The organism is Dyella japonica, assembly GCF_040545895.1.
In the GTDB taxonomy this organism is placed as follows: domain Bacteria; phylum Pseudomonadota; class Gammaproteobacteria; order Xanthomonadales; family Rhodanobacteraceae; genus Dyella; species Dyella japonica_D.
Genome location: NZ_JBEPMU010000008.1, coordinates 23319 through 48661 on the forward strand (window position 1 = coordinate 23319; position 25343 = coordinate 48661).

Annotated in this window: 21 protein-coding genes; 8 read left to right on the forward strand and 13 right to left on the reverse strand. The window is 64.1% G+C overall.

The window, feature by feature from the left end:
* Positions 1 to 48: 48 nt before the first annotated feature.
* Positions 49 to 1938, reverse strand: coding sequence for a biosynthetic arginine decarboxylase (speA, locus tag ABIC75_RS21705; RefSeq protein WP_354015984.1), 1890 nt, complete (start codon positions 1936 to 1938; stop codon positions 49 to 51).
* A 294-nt stretch (positions 1939 to 2232) separates the two neighbouring features.
* On the opposite strand from speA, the gene speE reads away from it, so the two are divergent.
* Positions 2233 to 3087, forward strand: coding sequence for a polyamine aminopropyltransferase (speE, locus tag ABIC75_RS21710; protein ID WP_019466540.1), 855 nt, complete (start codon positions 2233 to 2235; stop codon positions 3085 to 3087).
* A gap of 61 nt (positions 3088 to 3148) precedes the next feature.
* On the opposite strand, the gene ABIC75_RS21715 is transcribed toward speE, so the two are convergent.
* Positions 3149 to 3349, reverse strand: coding sequence for an antitermination protein NusB (locus ABIC75_RS21715; protein ID WP_102302759.1), 201 nt, complete (start codon positions 3347 to 3349; stop codon positions 3149 to 3151).
* Positions 3350 to 3515: 166 nt separating this feature from the next.
* On the opposite strand from ABIC75_RS21715, the gene ABIC75_RS21720 reads away from it, so the two are divergent.
* From ABIC75_RS21720 to ABIC75_RS21740, 5 genes are all read left to right on the forward strand, one after another.
* Positions 3516 to 4544 carry a hypothetical protein gene (locus tag ABIC75_RS21720; protein WP_354015985.1) on the forward strand — a complete coding sequence of 343 codons (1029 nt, stop codon included), beginning with the start codon at positions 3516 to 3518 and terminating at the stop codon, positions 4542 to 4544.
* Positions 4545 to 4655: 111 nt separating this feature from the next.
* Positions 4656 to 5288, forward strand: a complete 633-nt coding sequence (locus tag ABIC75_RS21725) for a ParA family protein (RefSeq protein ID WP_354015986.1) — start codon at positions 4656 to 4658, stop codon at positions 5286 to 5288.
* 201 nt (positions 5289 to 5489) lie between these two features.
* Complete coding sequence (locus ABIC75_RS21730) at positions 5490 to 5963, forward strand: SixA phosphatase family protein (protein WP_354015987.1); 474 nt, start codon at positions 5490 to 5492, stop codon at positions 5961 to 5963.
* Positions 5960 to 6544, forward strand: a complete 585-nt coding sequence (locus ABIC75_RS21735; RefSeq protein ID WP_354015988.1) for a YceI family protein — start codon at positions 5960 to 5962, stop codon at positions 6542 to 6544. The genes ABIC75_RS21730 and ABIC75_RS21735 overlap by 4 nt, the downstream gene beginning before the upstream one ends.
* Before the next feature lie 31 nt (positions 6545 to 6575).
* Positions 6576 to 8441: a phospholipase D-like domain-containing protein gene (locus ABIC75_RS21740; protein WP_354015989.1), complete on the forward strand. Its 1866-nt coding sequence runs from the start codon at positions 6576 to 6578 to the stop codon at positions 8439 to 8441.
* Between the two features lie 6 nt (positions 8442 to 8447).
* Here ABIC75_RS21740 and ABIC75_RS21745 read toward each other — a convergent pair whose 3' ends face one another.
* Together ABIC75_RS21745 and ABIC75_RS21750 are read right to left on the reverse strand one after the other, a co-directional pair.
* Positions 8448 to 8984, reverse strand: coding sequence for an energy transducer TonB (locus ABIC75_RS21745; protein ID WP_354015990.1), 537 nt, complete (start codon positions 8982 to 8984; stop codon positions 8448 to 8450).
* Positions 8985 to 9010: 26 nt separating this feature from the next.
* On the reverse strand, positions 9011 to 10294 hold the full coding sequence (locus tag ABIC75_RS21750; protein ID WP_354015991.1) for an acetyl-CoA C-acetyltransferase: 1284 nt from the start codon (positions 10292 to 10294) through the stop codon (positions 9011 to 9013).
* 384 nt (positions 10295 to 10678) lie between these two features.
* Between ABIC75_RS21750 and ABIC75_RS21755 the strand changes: the two genes are divergently transcribed.
* Positions 10679 to 11806, forward strand: a complete 1128-nt coding sequence (locus ABIC75_RS21755; RefSeq protein WP_354015992.1) for a hypothetical protein — start codon at positions 10679 to 10681, stop codon at positions 11804 to 11806.
* A 113-nt stretch (positions 11807 to 11919) separates the two neighbouring features.
* Complete coding sequence (locus ABIC75_RS21760; protein WP_354015993.1) at positions 11920 to 14385, forward strand: sensor domain-containing protein; 2466 nt, start codon at positions 11920 to 11922, stop codon at positions 14383 to 14385.
* Between the two features lie 6 nt (positions 14386 to 14391).
* On the opposite strand, the gene ABIC75_RS21765 is transcribed toward ABIC75_RS21760, so the two are convergent.
* The 9 genes from ABIC75_RS21765 to ABIC75_RS21805 all read right to left on the reverse strand — a co-directional run bounded on the left by ABIC75_RS21765 (position 14392) and on the right by ABIC75_RS21805 (position 25173).
* Positions 14392 to 14841, reverse strand: coding sequence for a GNAT family N-acetyltransferase (locus ABIC75_RS21765; RefSeq protein ID WP_354015994.1), 450 nt, complete (start codon positions 14839 to 14841; stop codon positions 14392 to 14394).
* 10 nt (positions 14842 to 14851) lie between these two features.
* Positions 14852 to 16249 carry a nitrogen regulation protein NR(I) gene (ntrC, locus tag ABIC75_RS21770; RefSeq protein WP_354015995.1) on the reverse strand — a complete coding sequence of 466 codons (1398 nt, stop codon included), beginning with the start codon at positions 16247 to 16249 and terminating at the stop codon, positions 14852 to 14854.
* Positions 16242 to 17255 carry a two-component system sensor histidine kinase NtrB gene (locus ABIC75_RS21775; protein ID WP_354015996.1) on the reverse strand — a complete coding sequence of 338 codons (1014 nt, stop codon included), beginning with the start codon at positions 17253 to 17255 and terminating at the stop codon, positions 16242 to 16244. Before ABIC75_RS21775 ends, ntrC begins: the two co-directional genes overlap by 8 nt.
* Positions 17256 to 17867: 612 nt before the next feature.
* Entirely contained in the window at positions 17868 to 18203 is a 336-nt protein-coding gene (locus ABIC75_RS21780) for an antibiotic biosynthesis monooxygenase family protein (protein ID WP_354015997.1), read from the reverse strand.
* 152 nt (positions 18204 to 18355) lie between these two features.
* Positions 18356 to 18937, reverse strand: a complete 582-nt coding sequence (locus tag ABIC75_RS21785) for a TetR/AcrR family transcriptional regulator (RefSeq protein ID WP_354015998.1) — start codon at positions 18935 to 18937, stop codon at positions 18356 to 18358.
* Positions 18938 to 18970: 33 nt separating this feature from the next.
* Positions 18971 to 19462, reverse strand: coding sequence for a DUF302 domain-containing protein (locus ABIC75_RS21790; RefSeq protein ID WP_354015999.1), 492 nt, complete (start codon positions 19460 to 19462; stop codon positions 18971 to 18973).
* Between the two features lie 63 nt (positions 19463 to 19525).
* Positions 19526 to 21001 (reverse strand): amidase family protein, encoded by a 1476-nt coding sequence (locus ABIC75_RS21795; protein WP_354016000.1) that lies wholly within the window; start codon positions 20999 to 21001, stop codon positions 19526 to 19528.
* A 682-nt stretch (positions 21002 to 21683) separates the two neighbouring features.
* Positions 21684 to 22700, reverse strand: coding sequence for a sugar kinase (locus ABIC75_RS21800; RefSeq protein WP_354016060.1), 1017 nt, complete (start codon positions 22698 to 22700; stop codon positions 21684 to 21686).
* A 172-nt stretch (positions 22701 to 22872) separates the two neighbouring features.
* A complete protein-coding gene (locus ABIC75_RS21805) occupies positions 22873 to 25173 on the reverse strand; it encodes a TonB-dependent receptor (protein ID WP_354016001.1) in 2301 nt (766 codons plus the stop codon).
* Positions 25174 to 25343: the final 170 nt, after the last annotated feature.

Sequence of the window (25343 nt, forward strand, 5' to 3'; positions counted from 1 at the left end):
GCGCCGGAATGACGAGCGGAGAGCGACGCGAAGCGGCTGGTCACCGCCTCAGCGCACACCCTCGGAGAGGTAGGTATATCCGGTGAGACCTTCATTCAATGTGACAAACAACTGTTCCGCTGCATCGCCTTCGACACCGGCCGCCGCAATACGTTCGCGATAGCTGCGGCGCAGGACTTCGAGGTCGTAGCCTACGTAGTCGAGCATCAGGTCGGTGGTGTCGCCGCGGCGCTTGTGCGCGAAAACATACGAATCGCCGTCCACGCGCACGTTCACCGCGTCGGTGTCACCGAACAGGTTGTGGATGTCGCCCAGGGTTTCCTGGTACGCGCCGACCATGAAGATGCCGAGGCGATAGCTTTCATCTTCCTTCAGCGCGTGCAGCGGCAGGCTCACGTCCACGCCTTCGGCGTCGACATAGTCGTCGATGCGGCCATCGGAATCGCAGGTGAGGTCGACGATGACGCCACGGCGCGTGGGCTCTTCGTTCAATCGTGCGATCGGCGCGATCGGGAAGATCTGGTCGATGGCCCAGATGTCCGGCACGGATTCGAACACAGAGAAGTTGACGAAGTACTTGTCGACCAGCTTCTCGTCGAGTTCGTCCATCGCCTGGCGATGCGAACGCTCGGCCGGCAACAGGCGCGTGCGGACGGCGTTGGCGATGGCGTAGTACATGTCGTCCAGACGCGCGCGATCTTCCAGATGGAGCTGGCCCAGCGCGTATAGCGCCTGGCCTTCGGCAAGGTGGTGCTGCGCTTCATGGAAGAGTTCAAGCGCGGGGCGCGCGTCCATCTCGTCCCAGGTTTCGCGCAGACGACGCAACACGGCCGGTTCGTGGTCGTGCGCGGCAGGAATATTTCCCTCGGGCACCGGTTCCACTTCGGTCACGTTCACCACCATCACGGCGTGGTGCGCAGTCATCGCACGGCCGGCCTCGGTGATGATGTGCGGGGCCGGCAGGTTTTCTTCGGCCACCGCCTCAGCCAGCGACTGCACGATGGTGGCCGCGTACTGTTCGATCGAATAGTTGATCGAGTTATGGCTGCGCGAGCGCGAGCCTTCGTAGTCCACGCCCAGGCCGCCGCCGACGTCCACGATGTCCAGCGGCACGCCCATGCGCTTCAATTCCACGAAGTAGCGCGTGGCTTCGCGCATGCCGTTGGCGATGTCGCGCACGTTGGAAATCTGCGAGCCCATGTGGAAGTGCTGCAGCTTCAGCGTGTGCTTGAGGTTGGCCTGGTCCAGGCGTTCCACCAGCGTGAGGACTTGGCTAGGCGAGAGGCCGAACTTGCCCTTGTCGCCGCCGGTGTTCTGCCACTTGCCTGCGCCAATGGAGGCCAGGCGCACGCGCACGCCGAGCAGCGGCTCGACGTTGAGCGCCTTGGCTTCGGTGAACACGTGATCAAGCTCGGAAAGTTTTTCGATCACGATGTGCACGCGCAGGCCGAGCTTGCGGCCGATTAGCGCGAGGCGGATGTATTCGCGGTCCTTGTAGCCGTTGCAGATCACGATGCTGCCCGGACGCGCCATCGCCAGCACGGCCATCAGCTCGGGCTTGGAGCCGGCTTCGAGACCGAAGCCATGTTCGCCCGCGGCCACCAGCTCGCCGGCCACGCCGCGCTGCTGGTTCACCTTGATCGGATAGACGGCCGTGTAGCCACCCGCGTAATTCCATTCGCCGATGGCCTTGGCAAACGCCTCCTGCAAACGCTTCAAACGATCCGCGAGGATGTCCGGGAAGCGAACAAGCAGCGGCAGGCGCAGGCCTTCGGCCTTGGCGCGGTCCACGATGGCCGGCAGCGACAGCGCCGGGCCGGTGGCACCCTTGGGACGCATCACGATGTGGCCGGCCTCGCTGATGTCCACGTAGCCATCGCCCCAATGCGGGACGGCGTAGGTATGACGGGCAGCATCGATGTTCCAGTGCTTCGACATGGAGGGTTCCTTGTTTTACGGGTGTAACACCCTGGACATGTCGTCGCAGCGGCGAGCCTTGACGGTAACGCTCTCGTTTGGAGCAGAAGTCAGCCGGGCCGGAAGCCTCGCACGCCGCGGGGCCGCGGCTGACCTGGCGAACCGCGGGCAGATGGGCACGGCGGTTCGGACGGCTATTGTAACGGCCTCTTGTGACAATGTGCCGAAGACTTGGGCCCGGGCCGGCGGCTCCGGAGACCCCGTTCGGCTACAATTCCCGTTCTTTGAACCCATCTTTTCGTCAGGAACATCCCCATGTCGCAGCACCCCAGCTGGTTCACCGAAGCCCACCAGGCCTCCGGCTCCTCCATCGGCTACCGCGTGGAGAAGCTGCTGCACGCCGAGAAAACCCCGTTCCAGACCATCGAGATCTACCAGACCACCGATTGGGGCAACCTGATGGTGATCGACGGCTGCGTGATGCTGACCAGCCGCGACAACTTCCTCTATCACGAGATGATGACGCACCCGGCGCTGTTCACCCATGCGCGCGCCAAGCGCGTGGTGATCATCGGCGGCGGTGACTGCGGCACGCTGCGCGAAGTGCTCAAGCACGAGGAAGTGGAGCACGCGGTGCAGGTGGAAATCGACGAGCGCGTCACGCGCCTGGCCGAGCAGTATTTCCCGGAACTGTGCGATTCCAACAACGATCCGCGCGCCGAGCTGCTGTTCATCGACGGCATCAAGTACATGGCCGAAGCGGAGCCCGAGTCGCTCGACCTGATCATCGTCGATTCGACCGACCCGGTCGGCCCGGCCGAAGGCCTGTTCAACGCCGCCTTCTACGCCAGCTGCTACAAGGCCCTGCGCCACGGCGGCATCCTGGTGCAGCAGTCGGAATCGCCCATCGCCCACCTTGAGCTGATCAAGTCCATGCGTTCGGCCATGCGCACCGCCGGCTTCAGCGCGGTGAAGACGCTGCCGTTCCCGCAGCCGTGCTACCCCACCGGCTGGTGGAGCTGCACCATGGTGCGCAAGGGCGGTGACCTGGCCGGCTTCCGCGAGCGCGGCGCGCTGAGCAAGAACTTCCCTACCCGCTACTACAACGCCGATATCCACAAGGCGGCGCTGGCCCAGCCGGAATTCATGCGCGAAGCGCTGGGCGAGTAAGTCCTACCGGTTCCCCGAACCCGGTGCGGCAGCGCACCGGGTTTTTCGTTTCTGGCCCAGCTCAGAACAGCGTCTGGCGTGCCTTGGGCATCAGCACCAGCACCAGCGTGGCCAGCGGCCCGAACACCAGCGACAGCAGGAACCACAGCAGGCCGCTGCGGTTCTTGCCCTGGGCGAGGCCGGCGTTGATCAAGGCAAGCGTGCCCCAGCCCACGAACCAGGGGGCCGCACGGCCGTCGGCCAAAAAGGAAATATCGTTCACGTGGTCTTCTCCTGTGCTGCGCAGGATGACGTATCACCCCGGGGCGTCGCGAAGCGGCCATGCTAGCAAGGCAGGACGCATTCTCCCGCCCTTGGCGTCCCGCGGATCAGGCGAGCTTAATCCTTGGACGCTATCCTGAGGGTTGGCTTTGGGTAAGGACCCCTCGATGCTTGGACGGCGCCACCTCTTTTTCGCACTGCTGCTGGCCGCCGCTTACGGCCCCGCCTTGGCGGCCAAGACGCCCGCAAAGGCCCCCGCCGGCGCCACGGACGCCCAGCAGACCGCCCGCCGCCAGGCCCTGCTGCAGTACCAGAAAGACCTGGTCAGCGTGATCGCTCCGCAGGCCGATCCCATCCCGTTGATGGGCGCCGCCCTGCTCGCCCGCCCCCTGCAGGACCAGCCGGACTTCAACAGCTTCCATGCCCTGATCGACCGCGCCGCCGCCGCGCAGGGCGCAGGGCCGGAGATCAGCTGGGCCCGGCTGACCGACTGCGACGCCAAGGCCGCGGACTGCCCCAACAGCGACGCGGTGTCCAAACTGGTGCAGCAGGCACCCGACAACGCCGCCGTGTGGCTGCTCAAGCTGGGCCAGGACATCCGCGACGGCAAGAACGACGATGCCCGCGAGGACCTCGCCAAAGCCGCTTCCGCCAAGGTTTACGACGACTACGCCGGCGCCACGCTCAAGGCGCTGGCCACCACCGTGACCCTGCTGCCGCCGCCCACCAATGTGGTTGGTCCGCTCTCGGCCACCAACGGCGCCGACGTGCAGCTCACCCTGGTGTTCGGTCTGGCCGAAGGCCAGCCGCAGCCGGCGCTGCAGGCCACCGCCCGCCTGTGCGAAGACAATGCCGACAAGGCCAGCGTGAAGGCCGATTGCCTGAAGCTGGGCAAGCTTCTGGAGTGGGGTTCCAGCCCGTTGGCCCGTTCGCTGGGCCTGCATCTGCGCGAAGTGCTGGACGAGGATTCCTCGCAGCAGGAGGACGCCAAGCGCCTGCGCCGCAACCTGGTGTGGCAGGTGCAGAGCTTCTCGCAGCTGTCGATGCGCGCCAAAGGCGACAGCACGGTGGCCCAGCATCTGCTGGTGCTCGCCCGCTCCGGCGGCACGCAGATGAGCCTGGTGCTTACCGCACTACACGACTACAACATGCCGGTGGATGCGCCCACTGACTGGGAACCGGGCAAGGCTGGCTGATTCCCGCGGCCTTCGAACGCAACGCATGAGCTGCCCAACGACACTCATGCTTGCGTCGGCGCCCGGGCCATCATGTAGGCTTGGCCCCGGCTTGGACACTGGGGCGGCATCATGCTGACGGTACTGGTAGCAAGCAGCAAAGGCGGTTGCGGCAAGAGCACGCTGGTCACGCAATTGGCCTCGCATTGGGCGCAGGATGGCAAGCACACGGCCATCGTCGACGCCGACCGGCAGCAGTCCGGATTCCGCTGGGCGGCCAACCGCCCCGATACGGTGCCCGGCGTACTGGCCATCGAAGGCGGCCGGCGCTCCATGGAGAAACTCCCTCCCGATACCCAGCGCGTGCTCATCGACACGCCCGCCGGTTCGCAGGAGAAGGACCTGGAGCCTTATCTCGAAAAGGCCGACATCGTGCTGGTGCCGGTGTTGCCGTCAACCTTCGACCTCGATGCCACGTTCGGTTTCCTGGAGGAACTGAAACGCATCAACCGCATCAAGCGGGGAAGGCTGCCGGTGGGCCTGGTGGGCAACCGCCTCAAGCCGTGGACGAATGCCAGTCAGGACGCCATGAACCAGCTGTCCGAGCAGGCACCGTTTCCCGTGGTGGCGCAGTTGCGCGACAGCCAGGCCTATGTGCTGCTGACGGCGCTGGGCAAGGGCATCTTCGATTACGCCTCGGAAAACGTCCGCAGTCATCAGGAAGACTGGAAACACCTGCTGCGCTGGATCAAACGCCAGCACTGAAGGTGCGCTGCGAGTCCGTAACACCAAGGAGTGCTCTGTTCTGTTCGGCGAGGGTGGCATGATGTCCAGCAAGTCGGCGAAGTGGGGGAGCGCGGCATGGCGCAGGCGGGTGGCCTGGGCAAGTCACGCATCGCGACCTGCGAGCCAACGGAAGCGATGACACCGTCACCGCGTAGAACAGAGCATCCCCAGGAGCCCACCATGCATGAACTCATCCTGTTGCGTCACGCCGAAGCCCAACCGGCTCCGGCGGGTGCCGATGACCACAGCCGCCGCCTGAGCGGACGCGGCGAGCAGGAAGCCAAGGCCGCCGGCAAATGGCTGGTATCGCACGGGGTGAAGCCTGACCGCGTGCTGTGCTCGCCTTCCGAACGCACCCGCGCCACGGCCGCACTCGCACTCGCCGCCTACAGCCACGTGCCGGTCACCGAATTCGCCGACGACATTTACGACGCCACGCCGGGCGAACTGCTGGCCCTGCTCGATCAGCACGGCGATGCCGGCACGGTGGTGCTGGTAGGCCATAACCCGGGCATTGAACGCCTGGTGGCCCTGTTGGTGGAGGGTCGTTCCGACGAGTTCCGCGGCATGCCGCCCGCCGGCCTGGCGGTGTTGCATCTCGATGGTGCGCTCGAACCGGGCAACGCCCGCCTGGATGCTTTCTGGTCCCCATGAGTTTGCCGCTTGCCAGTTGCTGCCTCGCGCTGTTGTTGCTCGTCATGCTGCCGGCGCAGGCAGCGGATTACCGCATCGATCCCGCACGCTCCCACGCCGACTTCGGCGTTCGCCTGTTCTGGTTGAGCCAGATCAACGGCCGCTTCGAGGAAATCGACGGCGATGTCACGCTGAGCACCTTGCATGACACCGCCATCGTCGATGCGCGCATCACCGTCGACAGCATCCGCATGGGCTCGGACCGCATCCGTCGCTGGGTACTGGCGCCGGAGTTCTTCGACGCCTCGCGTTTTCCTTCGATCCATTTCATCTCCGATCCCATCTCGCTGGGCATGCTGGAGAAAGGCGGCAACCTCGATGGCACGCTGACGCTGCGCGGCGTCACCAAGCCGGCGCATTTCGAAGTGCTTCCCTCGCACTGCCCGCTCGACTCGCTGCAGGAGTGCGTGATCTCCGTGCGCGGTACCATCCAGCGCAGCGATTTCGGCATGAGCAACCATCGCACGGCCATCTCCGACCAGGTGCAACTGGGCATGATGATCAGCCTCGATTACGCAAGGCGTTCAGCGAACACTGACTGAGTCCCGCCGTCGTCTCCCGTATCATCGCGGCATGCGCCAACGTGGGATCGCCGTCTCCTTTCTGTTTGCAGCGATCCTGATCTTGTCGGGATGCAGCGTGTCGCCCACGCGCATCCGGCGAGCGGATGCTGCGGTCGCTGCAGACATGCAGCGCCAGCTCGATTGCGACCGCGACGATCATTGCGCCATCGACTCGCCCTTGCTTGACGCCGCGCATCAGGCGATCAGCGACTCCACGCCCGATCAGCCCGTGCACGTAGTCACGCTGCTCAACGACAGCGAGGCGGCGATGGTCGCGCGACTCAACCTGATCCGCGCCGCGCAACGCAGCATCGACGTGCAGACCTACATCTGGGACCAGGACGACGCCGGCCAGTTGGTGCTCAACGAGCTGATCAAGGCGGCGCGGCGCGGCGTGAAGGTGCGCATCCTCGCCGACCAGTTGTTCTCCTTCGGCGATCCCGTGCTGCTGGAACGGCTCGCCACGGTGAACCAGAACCTTGAGGTACGCCTCTACAACCCGACGTTCCACGAAGCGCAGACCTCGGTGGTGGAATTCAGCGCCAGCATCGTGTGCTGCTTCATGACCTTCAACCAGCGCATGCACAACAAGCTGCTGCTGGTGGACGACGCCATCGGCATCACCGGCGGCCGCAACTACCAGGACCGCTATTTCGACTGGGACAACGATTTCGACTACGTCGACCGCGACGTGATGGTGGGCGGACCGGCCGCGCGCGACATGGCCACCAGTTTCGAAACGTTCTGGAACCACAAGCGCTCCACGCCGCTCACCCACCTGCGCGACGTCAACCGCTACCTGCTCGACAGCGTCCATCCCGGCCCGCTGCCGGAACCGCGTTACGCGCACCCGGAACGGGTGGCCCGGGTGGTGGAAGAAGCAGCCGATGACGCATGGATCGACGACGTGCTGGTCTCCGACACCCTGCGCACCGGCCGCGTCGACTATTTCAGCGACCTTCCCGCGAAAACGGACGAACCCGGCAAGCGCAGCGCCCACGAGTTCACCACGCACCTGATGCGCATGGTCGGCGCCGCCCAGCACGAAGTAGTGCTGCAGACGCCGTACCTGGTGATGAGCGACCGCGCCAAGGCCATCTTCGAGCGCCTGCATCAGGGCACCTCGCCGCCGCGCATCGTGGTGTCGACCAATTCGCTCGCCTCCACCGATGCGTTCGCGGTGTATGCCCTCTCCTACAAGCACCGCAAGCGCTACCTCAAGGACTACGGTTTCGAAATCTACGAAATGAAACCGCACGCGGTAGGTCCTGCCGAGGACAACGCGGATGCAGCGGCGGACGAAGGTCCCGAACCATCCGTGCAAGGTGGCAAGCAGGTGCATCGTCGCGTGGGTACGGAGCGCGGCCTGCTCGGCAGCCGCGGCAGCGCGCGCCGCAACCGTCCTGCGCCGCTGACCACGCCCGGCCGCCGTTTCGGACTGCATGCCAAGTCCATCGTGGTGGACGACGACTTCGCCATGGTCGGCTCGCACAACTTCGACCCGCGCTCGGACCACTACAACACCGAGGCCGGCGTGATCGTGTACGACGCCCGCTTCGCCAGCGAACTGCGCGACAGCATCTTGCGTGACACGCAGCCGGAGAACGCCTGGGTCATCGCGCCGCGCCAGCAGAGCAGCCTGAGCATGGCCATCGGCGACATCTCCGCGAGCCTGCCCATCTTCGACCTGTGGCCGTATCGCTACGCCACCAGCTACGACCTCAAGGCAGGCTGCACGCCGATGCGGCCCAGCGATCCAGCCTTCCTCAGCTGTTACACACCGGTGGGCGACTTCCCTGATGTCGACGTGTCGCCCAAGCTGATCTATACGCGCCTGATCACCGCCTTCGGTGCGGGCGTGCAAGGCGTGCTTTGAAGCGGTCTAGAGATTCGCGGCAGGCGTGTCGTCGAAGCGCATGACCAACAGGCCGCTCAAGCCATCCGGATGGTCCACGGGAACGGCGAAGCGCCAGTGAGTTGCCGTGCGCAAGGCGCGATCATCAAGGCCCGCGTTGCCGCTGGATTCGGCCACTGCTGCCTGACCCACACGGCCTTCGCCATCGACGGTCAGCCGCAACACCACGCGGCCGCTGGCGAAGGCGACGCGTTGCAGCCATGGCGTCGACAGCGGAGGCATGTCGATCGGCGTGAGCGTGGGCAGGTCTTCTGCTGCGCGGATGGGCGCCATCAGTGTCGGTGCATGGGAAGCCGTTGCAGCGGCGACCGGCTCGCGTGGCGCCGTCGTGTGTGCACGACGACGCACGATCATGCGTACCTTGTCACGACGCGCAGAGGTGTTGTCGGCATGGCCGGTGGGGCCCTGCCAATCGCCAGTCAGCGTGCTCAGCCATGCCGTGCCCGCCACGCCCACGACCAGTGCAAGCAAACTCAGGCTGACGGTGGTGCGAAGGCGAAACATCGGCGACAAACAGCGAGCGGATTCGCTCAGCGTTCGAGAATGGCGGTGACACCCATGCCACCGGCCGTGCAGATGGAAATCAGGCCGCGGCCGGAACCTTTCTGCTCGAGCAGCTTGGCCAGCGTGGCAATAACGCGTGCACCGGTAGCCGCAAACGGATGACCGGTCGCAAGGCTCGAACCGTTGACGTTGAGCTTGGCCGGATCAATGGTGCCCAGCGGCTGATCGAGGCCAAGGCGGTGCTTGCAGTAGTCCGCGCTTTCCCACGCACGCAGCGTGCACAGCACCTGCGCGGCGAAGGCTTCATGGATCTCGTAGAAATCGAAATCCTGCAGCGTGAGTCCATGGCGCGCCAGCATGCGCGGCACGGCCACGGTCGGTGCCATCAGCAGGCCTTCGCCGTGCACGAAATCCACCGCCGCCACTTCCGCATCGCGGAACCATGCCTGCACCTTCAAGCCACGCTGTGTCGCCCATGCTTCCGTGCCCAGCAGCACGGCGGCGGCGCCATCGGAAAGGCCAGTGGAATTGCCGGCGGTGAGCGTGCCGTGGCCCGAGCTCTTGTCGAACGCGGGCTTGAGCGAGGCCAGTTTTTCCAAGGTGCTGTCGGGTCGCAGGAAGCCGTCACGTTTCAAACCGCGGAACGGCACCACCAGGTCTTCGAAGAAGCCGGCGTCATACGCAGCGGCGAGCTTGTGATGGCTGTCCAGCGCCAGCTGGTCCTGCGCCTGCCGCGCGATGTGCCACTCTTTGGCCATCTTCTCGCAGTGGTCGCCCATCGACATGCCGGTGCGCGGCTCGGCCACGCCCGGAAACGCGGGCTTCAGTTCCTTCAGCGAAAAACCGTGCGTGGCGGTGCGCAGCTTCTCCTGCCAGGTCTTGGCGCGGTTGACGGCGAGCAGGCGCTTGCGCAGGCGCTCGCCCAACACAATGGGCACGTCGCTGGTGGTGTCCGAACCGCCGGCGATACCGGCCTCGATCTGCCCGGTGGCGATCTTGTTGGCGATGATGATGGCGTTGTCCAGCGACGTGCCGCAGGCGCGTGCCGTGGTGATCGCCGGCGTGGTGGGTTTGAGACCCGACGACAGCACCGCTTCGCGGGCCAGATTCCACTCCGAGGCGTGCTTGATCACCGCGCCCATGGCCACTTCGCCCAGCTCCACGCCGTGCAGGCCGTAGCGTTCCACCAGCGACCCAAGCACTTTCACCGACATGCCGAAATTGCCGACGTCGGCGTAGGCGGTGTTGTTGCGGCAGAACGGGATACGTACGCCGCCGATCACACCGACGCGCTTGAGCGTGTTTTCCATGGCTGGAACAGTCCGAAAAAGCCGAGTCCTCAAGGCTAACGCGCGGGGCCACCCGGTGAAAGCCCAAAACCCGGCAAATGTTGGAGCCTGTTTAAGGTTTCACCATGGCCCGCGCCGGGCCTGTTTGTCCGCCAGACAAGGAAGAACGCGGGCGTGTATGTCGATACACAACCGAGTGATGACGATGGATGGCGGGCAAACAGGCCCGGCCCGCAGGGTTGTCCATCGGCATGTGGCCAGGCGCCTGGCGCGGCGAAGCGCCTGACTGGTGGTCAGGTCGAGCCGTGGCGGGCGCCTGGCCACATGCCGATGGACAACGCGGGCTATGGTGAAACCTTAAACAGGCTCTAAAATCCGGTTCTTTGCTGTTCGGGTTCGTGATCCGTGGAAGCACAAACGCTCGTCGCCCTCCCTGTGGTCCTCGCGCTGGAGCTCTCCGCCGGTGACACCCCCTCGCACCGCACGCTGAGCCGCGACGAGGCCGCCGAACTGGCCGCCCTGGTCGCCGAGGACCTGCATGCGCTCGTCCCCCAGGTGGCCGAAGCGCGCCTTGCCGTGGCCGGTGCGCTGTTCGACGCGGTGGAGCTGCTGCGCCCCGGTTTCCCCGTATGGGCGACGCTGGATGAACTGGCCCGGCGCGTGCCGCGCGGCCATCTGGAAAACGTGGTGGCCTTCGGCACCCACGAGGGCCACATGCCCGCGCAGCCGCTGGAGCCGGAAGCCGCCTTCGCCGACGGCCCGATGCGCCTGCTGCCGATCTCGCTGCTCGCTCCCGAAGCGCTGGCCGAAAGCCTCTCGGAAAAACTGGAAGTGGAGCTGGTGGGTCGCGGCGAAGCCGGCACCCGCACCGCGGACTGGTTGATGCGCACGCTGGGCGTTCGCCTGGAGCATGCGCGCTACCTCAGTCGCAACGACCTGCTCGCGCTCACCTGCGTGCAATACGAACACGTGAACCTCGCGCCGCTGTGGACCCTGCTCGAGGCCGCGCTGCTCACGCCGTATCGCGAAGAGAGCACGATGAGCGCGCGCGGCCTCGCGCTTCGCTATCACGATGGCAAGGTGGAAGCGCAATCGCCGGCCGACTGGTTGCGCAGCCAGCCAGGCGAACTTAGCCAACGCGCCCACGACTTCGCCGGTGCCGTGTTCGAACTGCGCCAGTACGCCGCGCTGCTCGATGCGCATCACCTGCCGCTGATGCTGTCCAACGGCGAACCCGCCTCGGGCTACTTGCTCGAAACCTTCGGCACCACCGACTCCGCTTATGACGCACCGGCACTCTATGCACACGAGGCGCCGGGCCTTGGCGTGGTGGCGGTGACGCTGGCACAACGCGGCGATGGCGGCCGCGCCCGCGTGCTCGCACACGGTTACCCACTGCATCCCAAGGCACTTGGACCGCTGGTGACGGAGCTGGCTGCACGCCACGGCGTCTCGGCGGATCTGCACGCGCTCGGCTGCATCCTGCTCGATGCCGATGGCCAGCTCGGCGCACCGGCCCAGGCCCTGCACTGACTGTTGACGCGGTCCGGTACACAAAGGAACCGGGACCACCTGCACAGCCGGCCCCACTTGGCGCATGATGCGCTGACAAGGCGCGGGGGGTGCGCCAGCGGGCCGAACTTACGATGCGCCAAACCGATCACGAGTTCGTCCCTGCAGGAGGCGAGGCCCAATGGCCCCGCCATGTCCTGGAAGGCACGCCCGCGCTGATCACCTACGTGGATCGCGAGCGGCGTTTCCGTTTCGCCAATGCCACGCATCGCAGCTGGCTGGGCATCGACCCCGAACGGATGATCGGCCGCACCGTCGACGAAGTGATCGGCGTGTGGAACGTGCAGCATGCCGGGGCCTGCCTCGAGCAGGCGTTGGCCGGCGAGGCCGCGGTGTACGAAGGCGAACTCCTCGCGGGCTCCGCGCGCTGCTACGTGCACGGCAATTTCCAGCCTGACGTGGACGATGAAGGCCACGTGCGCGGCGTGTTCACCGTGTTCATCGACATCACCGCGCGCCATGCGCTGGAATTGCAGCTGCGCGAAAGCGAGCAGCGTTTCTTCGGCGCGTTCCAGCACGCTCCCATCGGCATGGCCCTGGTCACCACCGAAGGCCACATGCTGCGGGTGAACGCCGCGCTGTGCGAGATGCTGGGCTACAGCGAACAGGAACTGCTCGCGCGCGCCCTGCCCGACCTCACCCACATTGACGACCTGCCCGCCTCGCGCGAGCTGTCGCGCTCACTACGGGAGGGCCGGCGCGAAACGTATCAATTGGAGAAGCGCTACATCCATCGCGACGGCCATGTCGTGTACGTGCTGCTCAGCGTGTCGCTGGTGCGATCGATGAAAGGCGAGCCGTATCACGCCATCGCTCAGATCCTCGACATCAGCCAGCGCAAGGCCTACGAGGAAGCACTGTTCCGCGAACGCGAACTGGCCGAGGTGACGCTTCGCTCCATCGGCGACGCCGTCATCACCACCGACCTGCAGCATCGCGTGACCTCGCTCAACCCCATCGCCGAAGCGATGACGGGCTGGAGCCAGGCCGAAGCGGTGGGCAAGCCGATGAGCGAGGTGTTCCGCCTCATCGACAGCCGCACGCGCGAGCCGCTGCACAGCCCGCTGCTCGATGCCATCACGCGCGATGCCATCGTCGAACTGAAGGGCAATGCGGTGCTGCTCCACCGCAACGGCTTCGAAACGCCCATCGAGGATTCGGCCGCTTCCATCCACGATCACGCCGGCAGCGTCATCGGTGGCGTGCTGGTGTTCCACGACGTGAGCGAAACGCGCGCGCTGGCGCTGAAGATGGCGCACCTGGCACAGCACGACACGCTCACCGGCCTGCCCAACCGAAGCCTGCTGCAATCGCGACTGGAACAGGTACTGGCCGCGGCCGTGCGCCGCCACGACGAAGCGGCGCTGCTGCACATCGACATCGATCACTTCAAGCAGATCAACGATGCGCTGGGCCACACGGCCGGCGACGACCTGCTGCGCGCATTCGCCGGCCACCTGCGCCACCATTTACGCAACGAAGACACGGTAAGCCGCATCGGCGGCGACGAGTTCGTGGTGCTGCTGTCGCACGTGGATGGCCGCTCGGGAGCCAGCCAGTTGTGCGAGAAGCTCATGCGCCTGTGGCAGTCCTCGGCGTCCAGCAAGATGGGCGAATTCAACATCAGCTACAGCGTGGGCATCAGCGTCTATCCCGACGATGCGCTCGATGCCGAAGCGATGCTTCGCAACGCCGACATCGCCATGTACGAAGTGAAGATGAAGGGTCGCAACGACTACCGCTTCTTCACTTCGCAGATGAGCGAATTGCCTGCCGCGCGCCTGCGCATCGAACAGGATCTGCGCAAGGCGCTCAAGCGTGGCGACCTGCACCTGCACTACCAGCCCAAGGTCGACGCGCGCACTGGTGCCATCGTCGGCGCCGAGGCGCTGTTGCGCTGGCAGGTGGATGGCCGCGACGTATACATGCCCGACCAGTTCATCCCAGTGGCCGAAGAAAGCGGCCTGATCGTGCCCATCGGCGAATGGGTGATCCGCGAAGCCTGCCGCCAGGCCGGCGCGTGGTATCGCGCGGGCCGACCCATCGTGGTGGCGGTGAACGTGGCCGCGCCGCAATTCCAGCATCCGGGTTTTCACGCCACGCTGAAGACCGCGCTGGAAGAAGCGCAACTGCCGCCGTCGCTGATCGAGCTGGAACTCACCGAGCGCATGGTGATGTCCGCGGGCGACCAGAGCCGGGCGCTCATGCAGGGCATCAAGGACCTGGGCGTGAGCCTGGCGCTCGACGATTTCGGCACCGGCTATTGCAGCCTTTCGTACCTGAAGTATTTCCCCATCGACGCGCTGAAGATCGACCGCACCTTCGTGCGCGACATCGCCACCGACGCGGACAACGCCGCCATCACCGACGCCATCATCACCATGGCGCGCGGACTGGACATGAGCGTGGTGGCCGAAGGCGTGGAAACGCTCGCACAAGCCGAACACCTGCGCCGCGCGGGTTGCTCACTGTTGCAGGGCTTCCTGTTCGGCACCGCGATACCACCGGAACAATTCAGCCGGCAATTGCTGCCGGCCTGACATACATCAGAACTCGGCTTCGTACATGAAGTAGTGGCAACGCTCCATGCCCAGCCCGGCGTAGGTACGCTGCGCGCGCTCGTTTTCCGTTTCCACGTACAGGCGCAAACCCACGGCGCCTGCTTGCGACGCACGCTGCTTGGCGTCTTCGTAGAGTTGTCGGAACACGCCTTCGCGACGCGCCGACTCCACCACATACACGCTCTGGATCCACCAGAAATCGCCAGCGCGCCAGTCGCTCCATTCGTAGGTAACCAGCAGGCAGCCGACGGGTTCGCCAGCACGCTCGGCCACGAGGTAGAAGCCGCGGCGCGGTTCATCGAATACTGCGGTAACGCCGCGTTCGATCACGGTGGGCTCGAGCACCTTTTGTTCGGTTTCCCACGCCATCGACACGTTCCACTGTGAGATATGCGCGATGTCGTCGCGGGCGGCGATGCGGGTGGTGACGCTCATGGTGAGTCTCTCAGGGTTTGGATGGCCGACGTGTGCGCGACGCGCCCAGTTTGCGGGTCAATGTATTGCGGCCCACGCCGAGGGCTGCCGCGGCGTGCTGGCGATGGCCTTCGTGGGCTTCCAGCGCTACCTGCAACAAGGTGTGGTCCAACGCTTCGCGTGCCCGCGTGTGGATATCCACTTCGCCATCGGCCAGGGCCTGCGATACCCATTCACGCAGCGCCTCGGTCCAGCCGCCCGCCGAACTGCTTGCGGTATTCGCGCCAAGGTCGGCCGGGAGAATCTCGTTGCCAGGCGCAATCACGGCCAGGCGACGGCAGAGGTTTTCCAGCTCGCGCACGTTGCCGGGATAGTCGCGCTGCGCCACCGCCTTGAGCGCCGCCTTGGAAAAGCGCTTGGGCGGCAGGCGCAGCTCCTGCGCGGCACTGGCGAGAAAATGCTGGGCGAGCAGCGGGATGTCGTTGCGACGCTGGCGCAGCGGCGGCAGCTCGATGCGCACCACGTCGAGTCGATGCTTGAGGTCCGCGCGAAATTGCCCTGCCGCCACGCGCGCATCCAGATCCTGATGCGTGGCGGCAATGATGCGCACGTTGCCGCGAATGAGTTCGCGTCCACCCACGCGATAGAACTCGCCGCCGGCCAGCACGCGCAGCAGGCGTGTCTGCAAGGCGAGCGGCATGTCGCCAATTTCGTCGAGGAACAAGGTGCCGCCTTCCGCCTGCTCGAAGCGCCCGGCATGTCGACGCGTGGCGCCCGTGAAGGCGCCGGCCTCGTGGCCGAACAGTTCGCTTTCCAGCAGTTCGCTGGGGATGGCCGCCGTGTTGAGCGCGACGAACGGCTTGCCGCGCCGTGCGCTTTCATCGTGCAGCGCGCGCGCCACCAGTTCCTTGCCGGTGCCGGTTTCGCCGGTGATCAACACGTTGAGATCGCTCGCCGCGACGCGGCCGATCAAACGGAACACTTCGCGCATCGCCGGGCTTTCGCCAAGCAAGGCGTGCGTGGGCGCAGGTGCTGTGGCGGGAGCGGCGATCGAAGCGGGCACGTCGGCCAGCGCGCGTTGCACCGCAGCCACCGCCTGGTCGAGATCGAACGGCTTGGCCAGATAATCCACCGCGCCCGCGCGATAGGCCGCCGCCGTGGTAGCGACATCGGTGAACGCGCTCATCACGATCACCGGGCCCACGCCTTGCGCTTTCAGCGCAGCGATGAGCGCCAGGCCGCCTTCGCCCGGCATGCGCACGTCGGTAACCAACAGCGCGGGCGATGCCGAACGCAATGCCTCTCGCACTTCCTCGGCGTCGCCAAACTCGCGTACGGGCAGGCCCGCATCGCGCAGCGCCTCGGCTAGGACGAAGCGAACGCCGCGGTCGTCGTCGGCAATCCAGATCTCGGAGCGTGGCTCAGTCATGCGCGTGCCCCATCGGCAAATACAGTGAGAAGGTGGTTTCGCCGGCGCGTCCCACGTGACGCAGCTCGCCGCCGTGTTCGCGTGCGATCTCGCGTGCCAGCGCGAGGCCCAGGCCGCTGCCATCGGCGCGACCGGAAACCAGCGGTTCGAACAAGGTGTCGCGCAGAGATTCCGGTACGCCCGGACCATCGTCGACCACGTCCACGCGCAAGGCCATGCGCGCCATGCGTTCGCCCAGGCGTACGGCCGGCTCGGCGCGGGTGCGGAAGACCAGCGTCTTCGCACCGGCTTCGATGGCGTTGCGCGCGAGGTTGAGCAGCAACTGCAACAGGCGATCGGCGTCGCCGTAGATATCCGGAAGGCTGGGGTCGTAATCGTGGCGCAACGTCGGCGGCGACGGCTCGGCCAGCAACAGATCACCAAGGCGTTCAAGTTGTTCGTGAATGTTCACATCGCCCAGTTGCGCGGCCGCGCCGCCGTGGCGCAACAGTCGATTGGCCAGTGCAGCCAGGCGGTCGGCTTCAGCAATCACCAGGCCGGCCAGACTGCGCAGCTGTTCGTCCTCGACGCGTCGCTGCAGTAGTTGCGCGGCGCCACGCAAACCCGCGAGCGGGTTCTTCACCTCATGCGCAAAGCCGCGCAGCGTAGCCGAGAGCGGCGTATCCGACACGGCGGTCGGCGCCAGCGCATGCACCTCCAACAGCAACTCGCCACTGGCAAGGCGCTGCATCGACACGTCGACCCGCGCCGTCTCGCCACGCGCCGACGGTATGTCGATGCCACGCAACTGATGCGGCGACGGCTCCCGCAACGCGCGCTCCGCCAACGCCATCCATTCCGGACGATGCAGCAACACGGCCAGCGACTGACCCACGGCACTGCGCGGACCGATATCCAACAACTCCGCCAGCGCCGGATTCACCCACACCAGGCGCAACTGCCCATCCGCCAGCGCCACTCCGGTCGCCAACGGCTCCGCCCACGCCCGAGCTGCCGTATCGTTCATTGCACCATCATGGACAATGCGCCGGTGTGGTGCAATGGTGAATGGCGATTGGCCTAGCCGCCCACAACATGGGTGTTCCCACGTCCATAGTTTGTGCGCGCGTCACAAACTATGGCGTTTAGGGGCTGCACAAACTATGGCATTCGCAATTTTTCCACAAATTTACGTTGGATCAATGAGCTAGAACGCTCTTTTGTGGCGAATGGTGTCGGGAATTTGTGCGCGTATGGCCCAAACTAGACACAGCCAGAAACCGACGGTCGGTCTGCTTTGCTCCGCTGCCCCCCTAGATCGGCCAAATATGAGCCGGCGCGAGAACGCGGATATCCGTTTTCGACCCGCAGCACCCAATGAAGTCGTCCGCGCAAGCCTGCCCCGAAAGGTTAGGGGTCTAGTGTTTCATTGCGCTGATTGTTCGATGGATGCAACATCAGGCTTCCAACCCTAAGCGGCAGTTTCGTGATGAAACCCTAAGGTTTACAGAAAGGGGGGTCTGGGGCTAGCGTGCGGATCGATCCTGCCGGCAGCGCTTGCGATACCTGGGATGTCGCCTTTGGCTCGAAGCGGACGCGCAACTCGTGGCAAGGAGCACTCAGCCGCCGAGCCACCTTGTCACTGATTTGTGACTTGTGGGGCAAACGTTCCTGCGACGGTATATGCGCCAGGCTCAAACGTAGCGATCTCCAAAGCCTCCGTTAAATACGGAATCGCGACAGGATCTCCGCGCATGGCCTGATACGCTTCCATGCTCTGCCATTGGGCATACATCGTGACTTTGGTGCCATCCAGACTGCGGTGCAAAGCGGCAGAAACGAATCCCCTTGCATGGCGCACGGATAGATCAGTTGCTTGAGTCAGAAGATCGATAAGCCTCTGCTGATTGTCTGGACTCACCGTGAACACATTGATGAGAGTCAGCAAACCGCTCTCTTCCGAGATGATTGTCATAGCAATGGCCGCCGTTAGGCGCGTAGTGAGGTTAGCTAAGGATTATGGAGGGATTGATGGGTGCTATGTGATTCTTCGGCGAGCGCAGAACGATCCACCTAGTGGGCCGTTCCTTTAGTTTCCAATTGTTGCTTCTGCCGTTTTTCAAAACATCAAGCGAACTGAGCATCAGCAAGTAGCAATGCGGCTTCAATGCCGCCCTCTAAGATCTTCTCCGCGCGTGACGTATCTGCCACCGCGCGCGCAAACTCGAGTGTCCCCACCATGAGTGCGAAGATGGCTGTCGCACGGCGATGAGCGGCTGCAGAGTCAGGGTTCTCAAGCTGGCCCGCCAACAGCGAAACATAGCGGCTCAGCCCCTGCTCATAGGCCTCCCGAGTTGGCTGAGGCTGCCGTGCGATTTCCGGCAGCAGTGCCGCTGACGGACATCCAATTTCCGGTGCTTTAAGGTGATCCGGGTTCAAATAGCCACGGATGACGGCCTCAAGACTGAGTCCCGCGTGCAGGTCTTCCTCAAGGCGACGTTGCTGGCCGTCGAGCGCCTCGGCTAATGCATCACGAACCAGTTCTTCCTTCGATGCGAAGTGGGTATAGAACGCCCCGTTCGTCAAGCCAGCCTCACTCATAATTCCGGCGATTCCCGCGGCCGACACACCATCGCGGCGAAAACACCTCGAGGCTGTCTCGAGTATCTGGCGCCGTGTCGTTGCCTTTTGACCTTTCTCGTAACGCATCGTTCTTTTCGCTCTTGAGATTTGCCTTCGATTTCAGCTCGCAGCTTCTTCCAGCAAAGCCCTGAGATCGCGATCAAGCTGCAGTGCCACCTCGTCGACTTCGTCACAGCCAAACTGCCCAAAAACGAAGGCAGGTCGGTCGTATTCGAAAGCGACCTGGCCACCCGTATCCTCGCGCAGCAGAACGCGGACCGGTGCGTACAGGCCAGCTGACAAATGGTGGCGGGTCATTTTGGAGGCTGTAAGTGGATTTCCAATATCGTACTGAATGGAACGGCGCTGGAGTCCCGCCACAGCTAGCAGCGCGCCGTGATCACGCTGAGAGAAAATAGACAGTGCGGGACATGCCTCCAGTTCCTGAAGTGCTCGCTTGCTCTCACCGTAGCGGAGAAGGACGAAGATTCCATCATCGATGCGGGGGGCCAAGGATGAGAGCTTCGCTCGAACATTCTCGAAGGGGTTTGCAGAACTGATGGTGACGTGCTCGACCGAAATCGTGCGCACAGAATACGTTGCGTTTGACATGTGGTGATCCTTGCTAGCGCGAGATGGAGTCGGCCCCTCCCGCAATGGAAAGGGGCTCGAGGTTCAGAACGTACCCGCCCGTGCACCCAAAATGGCCTCAACGCGACGAGCTAGGCCCAGCAGGGCGCGGTCGCTTCGCAAAGGGGCATCGAGCTCAAGGCCGATGGGAAGCCTGTCACTCGACAGGCCCATCGGCAGGCTGATACCCGGCAAGCCCACACTGCTTGCGGAAACCGTGTTGGTTGCTAGGGCGAGATAAGTGACGTCTTTGCCCGCGATGGTGAAATTCGTCTGCTGGTCGATCAGTGGTGCCGTGCTGGGCGTGGTCGGCTGCAGAATTGCCGCGGCTCCTTGCGCCACGAATACCTTGTCCAGCCGACGCTGGATTTCCGGACGACTGACCGTTAGCGCTGTTTGATAGGCCTCTTGGGAGATCGCGCCCCCGCCGCCGGGCAACACCATGTGTCCCCAAACGTCGCGTAGCTCGGGCTTGAGGGCCTGATAGATCTCATCAAACGTCGTCGGGATTTGGTGGCGGCGAACAAACTCCGAGACCGCGCCCATCGTTTCGTGGAAGAAGATGCCCCACGTTGCGGAATGGATGAGGGCGCCGTAATCGTCGCCAAGATCCACCTCAATCAGTTCAGCACCCGCGTGCCGAAGCTGTCGGAGTGACTCATGGAAGCGAGCTTCGACTTCCGGATCGACCAGATCGAGGAATTGCCGCGGTGCATAAGCCAGCCGGACGCCCGTCAGGTCACGTCCGCCCTTGAATGACTCCCTGTCCCGTTCGCCGGTCACGACCTGATCAAGCAGCGCGACATCTTCGACGCTGCGTGCAAATGCACCGGTCGTATCGAGCGTATGGGAAATGGGCGCCACACCGGTGCGCGGCCATCGACCCGTCGTCGGCTTGAAGCCCACTACGCCAACAAGGGAAGCCGGCACGCGGATCGAGCCTACGGTGTCACCACCCAAGGAGGCCGGGACAATGCCGGCGCCCACAGAGGCGGCGGAACCGCTCGAAGAGCCTCCGGTCACCCGATCATGCGCGTGTGGATTCTTTACTTGCCCGAAGTCTCCGTTGCTGCCGGTCAAACCGAAGGACATCTCCACGAGGTTGTTCTTGCCGAGTACCAATGCGCCGGCATTCTTAATCGCGCGGACAGCATCTGCATCCTCTTCTGGTACGAAGTGGCGGAGGCCGCCAATCCCTAGGCTCGTTGCCAACCCCTTCGTCAAGTAACTGTCCTTCACGCCGAACGGAACGCCCAAAAGCGGGGCTGCCGAGCCGGCAGCACGCGCCTTATCGGCGTCTCTTGCTGCGGCTAGGACGCCAGCTTCATCAACGCTGATGAATGAGTTGAGTTCGGTCTGCGTTCGCGCCTGCTGCAATAGGGCAGACGTGTAGGCCTCGGAGGTAACTTCGCCGCGGCTGATGGCAGCGGCGGCCTGGGCGAGCCCGAGCATAGCCAGGTCACTCGCCCCTGCCTGCGCAGGGCGGCTGGAGATATCGGTGGCGGCGGTTGTGTCGTTCATAAAAGCCTCGCAAGAGCGGAATGATGTGCCTTTGTCATGGCCGCGCAGGGCGCCACCGCGATGCCATTACGATCATCATATAGCATGATGATCGTAATTCAATAGGTCAAGTTCAGCCCGCAAATAGAGCGCCCAACACGAACGCGCCTTTCAGGCGGTGCCAGAACTCTCTCATGCAGTTATCGCGAACTGCGCATTTCCCGCACAGTTGGTAGCCGTCACGCCTGCTTTTCAGTAGCGGCGAAAGCTCGTGTAGCAGAGGTCGCTGACGCCTCCTCCAAGTTACGATTTATTAATATACCGACAGGTATAGTTATTCCATGTCGAGAGACATCAGTCCCACCGCTTAGCCTGGCTTCCCCTCCTACCTAAGCAGACTAAAGATGGATGACCCAAAGCCCGCAGGCTCCCCCTTGCGGGCTTTTTATTTGCCGATATCAAGAAAGGCGATGTACAGACTATCGAGTTCTGTACGCCCAGCTGCTGCAATTTGGCATGTGATAACCGACTGATTTCAAATGATAGGTACAAACTATGCGCCCTGTTTGTACGCATGGTCTGTGTCGGGGGCTCACTAAACTCACAAACTATGAGACCCCAAAGGGGACGAACTATGAGGTTCTGACCAGATGACGGCAGCCGTCGCTATGCAGGCGCCTGACAAGAGCCGATGCGTTTCGCATCAGCGTCTGACGTCGAAGCCCCGTGAGGTGACGAAGGCGTCCACGTCTGCGGCACGGAAGGGACTGGCATCGCCCCCGACCGAGTGCTTCAGGCAGAACGCGGCCATGGCGAAGGCCAAGGCGTCGCGGTCCGCGGCGCCCTCGAACAGGCGATGGAGCAAGCCCGCGGCGAAGGCGTCGCCGGTGCCGATGCGGTCGACGATGCCCTTGAGTTCATGGGCATCGGTGGTGATGAGCCCATCGCGCGAGGCGCACAAGCCCCGCGCTTCCTGATGATCGGCGCTGTGGTGCACGCGTGCGGTGGATGCCATGCGTCGCAGTCGCGGCCACTCCGTGAATGCGGCATCGGCGGCGGCAGCGAACCGATCGATCGCCTGATCCTGGGAAAAGCGATGGCCAAGCATGAGTGCGATGTCGCGATCGTTGCCGAACAGCACGTTGGCATGCGCCACCATCTCGCGCATCAGTGCCGGAGCCTCGCTGAAGCGCCGCGCCCATAGCCGCTCGCGGATATTGCAGTCGAACGACACGGGAATGCCCGCATCGCTGGCGGCACGCGCGGCGGCAAGCGCGGCATGTGCCGAAGCGTCGCTTACCGCCAGCGTGATGCCGGAAAGATGCAGCCAGCCTGCATGGGCGAGCAGGCGTGGCCAGTCGTACGACGCTGCAGGCGCCGTAGCGAAGGCGGAGCCCGCGCGGTCGTACAGCACGTCACTGGCACGCTGCATGGCGCCTGGCGTGAGGAAGTACAGACCCATGCGTCCCGACGCGTATTGGACGTCCATATCCACGCCGTAACGCCGCAACTCACCGACGCATGCACGTCCCAGCATGCTGTCCGGCAGCGTGCTCACCATGGTGGTCGGATGGCCCAGCAGCGCCAGCGAGCATGCCACGTTGGCCTCGGCGCCACCCACATGCACTTTCAGCGCAGGCGATTGCAGCAGCAGCTCGCCCGTTGGCGGCGAGAGACGCAGCAGCAGCTCGCCGAAGCAAGCGACGCGGCGATCGCCGATGTGGATGGTCGGTTCGGACACGGCCTATTTCCTGCGTTCGATCATCAAGAAATGGCCCCGCCGCTCCAGCGGCAGGGCCATGGTGCCCACATCCTGCACCGCCAGCGTTCAGCGGTGCGTGATGCATGCCTGGATGCGACCCATGTGAGGGCATGGGTGCACCGGGCGGGCCTTACTGGAAGTTGTACGTCGCGCGGATGCCGAAGTAACGCTCAAAGTCACGCGGCAGGTACGACTGCACGGCCAGCTGGTTGGCATAGTTGCTGGTCGAGTTGGTGAGGTTGGAGTAGTAGTGCTTGTCGAACGCGTTGTTGACGAAGCCCATCACTTCCCAGCGACCGCTTTCCTCACGCACGCCGATCGAGAAATTGGCGATGCCGTAGCCGCCCTGCACCGTCATCGGGTCCTGGCTCAGCGAATAGTTCACTTCGCTCTGGTACGTGTACGAGCCATTGACCACGCCGAGCAAGCCGGTGCCACCCAGCGGATGGGTGTAATTGAAGTTGGCGTCGAACTTCCACTTCGGCGCCAGCGGCGGACGTGCGCCGGCCAGGTTCTGGCTCTTCACCGACGTGCCGGTACAACCCTGGGCGACCGTCTGGTTCGGATAGCACTGCGCGAACGGGAAACTGGTGATTTCCGCATCGAGGTAGGTGGCGTTGGCGCCGAACGTCAGGTCCTGGTTGACGTGGTACGAGCTTTCCAGCTCTACGCCGCGCGTGTGCAGCTTGCCCACGTTGGCCAGGCGATAGTTGGTGGTGCCGTCGGACAGCGTCTCGATGCCCTGCGCCTGGAAGTCCTTGTAGCGGGTATCGAACAGCGTGGTGTTCAACGTCAGGTGACGATCCAGGAACTGCATGCGTGCGCCCAGTTCGTAATCCGTCGACGTTTCCGGCTTCACCGGCCCGCCTGCGGCGCGAACCGCGTTGAAACCGGTGGAAAGATCGTAGGTTTCGCCCTTGTGGCCCGAGGCGGTGGTGAAGTACAGCATGAAGTCGTCGGTGACCTGCTGCTGGATGCCCGCCTTGTAGGTGCCGAAGTTGTCGCCGTTGCTGCCGTTGAAGGCGGTCTTGGCGAGGTAGTCGTTGAAGGTGTAGCCGATCTTTTCGTAACTCTCGCGGCCACCCAGTATCAGCGTGGTGCCCGGCCACAGGTCGTACTCGATCTGGCCAAAGCCGGCGTATTGCTTGGAGGACGAAGTGGCATACCAGGACGCGAGCGAGTAATACGGGCCGCGGCCGAAGTTGCGGCTGTAATCCACGTCGGCGTAGAACAGGCCCAGCGTGTAACGGAAGCGGTCATCGCCCGGCGAGAGCAGGCGGAATTCCTGCGTGGTCTGGTGCGAGGCGAAGGTGCCGAACTGGCGGTTGTCCAGCTGCTTCAGGGCCGATTCGTCCTGGTCCAGGCGATCGAACATCTTGTAGCTGTCGTACGAGGTGATCGACATCAGCGTCGGGCCACCGTTGGCGAAGTCATAGGAGACCTTCACCGAGCCGGCCGTGTCGGTGTAGTCCGTGCCCGTGGTGTAGTTGTTCGACACATCCGTGTTGTCCGGGCCGGGCGTGATGCCCGGGGCAAACACCGACGGTGCATAGATGCCGCGCAGGTTGGCGTTCGGCGCCAGCGCAATGAACGGACGACCCGTGGTGGTGTGGCCGTCGATGTAGTCGAAACCGGCCGTGACGTTCCACTGGTCGGTGGGATCCCACACGAGCTTGTTGCGCGTGGACAGCGTGCGACGGCCGTTTACGTCATTGCCGTTGTACTTGTTGGTGACGTTGCCGCCGAAGTTGTCGTAGTTCCAGCTGCTGCGGAAACCAAGATGCTCGGCCAGCGGGCCGGAGAACACCGCCGAGCCACCCATCTCGCCATCGTTGGTGGTCAGCGCACTCACCGATGCGGTCAGTGTGTCGGTCGGCGGCAGCGTAGTGATGTTGATCAGGCCGGCCGAAGCCGACTTGCCGTACAGCGTGCTTTGCGGGCCGCGCAGCACTTCGATCTGCGCGATGTCCGACAGGTCGGTGAACGCACGCGGCTGGAAGGCGATCGGCACATCGTCCACCACCACCGCCACGCTCGGCTCCACGCCGATGGAGAAGGCGAACGTGCCCACGCCACGAATGGTCAGCGAGGCGTTCACCGGATTCTCCGCCGGCTTGATCACCAGCGACGGCGCGACGCGGTTGAGATCGTTGAAGTCACGCACGTCGTAGGCGGCGAGCTGATCGGTGTTGATCACCGCCACGGCCACCGGCACCTTCTGCAGGTTTTCGACGCGCTTCTCGGCCGTCACGGTCACGGCCTGCAGGTCTTTCGTGGCTGCCGGAGCGGCGGTGTTCTGTCCGTTCGTCGTGCCGGACTGCGCCTGGGCCGGCGCGTCGGCGTCGGTATCGGCAGCGAATGCAGGAACGCTGACGAGCACGCCACCGGCCAGAACGGCCGCCACCCATTGGCTCAACATCTTGCGCTTCATAAATTGGCCTCTCCCCGAGAGCCTTATTGGTCAGACCAATGATGGCAACGGTACAACGCGGGAGTCAACCAATTCGGTTATGCAGATTTGCAATTATTTTTATGTGCGAGTGAATGTCCGACAAACTTGTGCGACGCATCAAAAAGGCCGGCAAATCAGCTATTTCAGGA